1 protein-coding gene is annotated in these 1,555 nt (G+C 47.5%); it reads left to right on the forward strand.

Annotated features, from left to right (window positions below):
- Window positions 1-205: 205 nt before the first annotated feature.
- Window positions 206-1,126, forward strand: coding sequence for a helix-turn-helix domain-containing protein (locus ACYVK4_RS32400; protein WP_461131729.1), 921 nt, complete (start codon window positions 206-208; stop codon window positions 1,124-1,126).
- The last annotated feature ends 429 nt before the right edge of the window (window positions 1,127-1,555 follow it).

Raw genomic sequence — 1,555 nt, forward strand, 5'->3', positions numbered from 1 at the left:
GGAGCGGCTACGGATGGCACAACCACCTTACGCTATGTATGTGGCGAAGACGCAAAAGCCCTGTATGCCCAGCGTCTTGCCGTAGGCGATGAGGTGTTTAGAGAAGGGTTAAAGCAAATGCTCGCCCAAGCCTAAGCATCATGTCAGGAATTGCAGGCCGGTACATTGCGTTAAGAGCGTGTACCGGCATCAACCGCATAGAACGATGAAAGCAGACCCAAAACAAAAACCGCGCATCTTCCACTCTATCAGCGATATGCAACGGGCTTTTGGCTTACCAAAGCCCCTGCATCCGCTGATCAGCCTGCTGGACTACAGCCAGGTGCAAATTACCCCGGAAATGCTGGCATCTCCCTTCGTTATGGACTTTTACAACATTACCTACAACGAATCGGCGGGTTGCAAAATGCGATACGGGCAAACTACCTACGATTTTGATGAAGGCGGTATGTTTTTTACCTCACCCGGTCAACCCTTAACCGGTTTGCAAACAGCAGCGTCCAGTTCAGGTTTCACCTTGTTAGTCCATCCCGATTTTTTACGGAACTACCCGTTGGCGACTAAGATCAAGAACTACGGTTTTTTCTCGTACTCAGTCACGGAATCACTACACCTCTCGGAGAAAGAAAAAAAGATTATTTCCGCTATGTCGAAGAACATCGGTGACGAGCTGGAAACAGCTATCGACGAGCTGAGTCAGGATGTATTGATTGCGCAACTAGAGCTCCTGGTAAACTACAGTCAGCGATTTTACCAACGCCAGTTTAGAACCCGTAAACCGATCAATAATGCGTTGCTGGAAAAGGTAGATAGGTTGCTGCAGAGCTATTTTACCAAGGAGACCGCCTTGCTGAGAGGGTTGCCAACCGTTCAGTTTCTTTCGGACGAATTACAGGTTTCTCCCCGCTATTTAAGTGACCTGTTGCGCTCGCTCACCGGACAGAATACGCAGCAATATATTCACTATAAACTCATCGAGAAAGCCAAGGAAGTGCTGACCATCAGCAACCTGACCGTAGGCGAAGTCGCGTATCAGTTGGGCTTCGAACACCCGCAGTCATTTAGCAAATTATTTAAATTAAAAACGAATCTGTCTCCACTGGAATTCCGGCAGTCGTTTAATTGACAGCGCTTAAGCGATTATGTTTAGAAAATTAATCACACCTTTTAATCCGTCAAAGGTTAGTTGTAGCCTATGCCTTGGACGTAACTCCCTCGCTATTTCATACAGACTACCTGATGGTTAGTTACAGGGAATTTTCACTTGTATGGATTGCCCGCTGTTCAATCAGGGTGGCCATTGTTTTGCCCATCTGGCTAAAATCAGTCGATAAAGTCGTGATGCCTGCCTCCTCGTCTCACTTGGGAGCGTTTAATGAGACGGTTACTTTTTTACTATATGTTCAAGGCAATCAGCCGCACACAAGATAAGTCTGTTGTCCACACGGACGTTACAACACGTAGTAGGACTCAGTTTGCGGAGAGGCCGGGGCCGCCGGATAATCCGTCATCGTTTTCAGGTTTACTTCAATACTACGGGCAATCGTCGTTACCG

This window comes from Spirosoma aerophilum (genome assembly GCF_054782495.1).

Excerpts from the sequence above, each read along its gene's own strand:
- ACYVK4_RS32400 (WP_461131729.1), top strand. The coding sequence starts at position 206 with ATGAAAGCAGACCCAAAACAAAAACCGCGCATCTTCCACTCTATCAGC.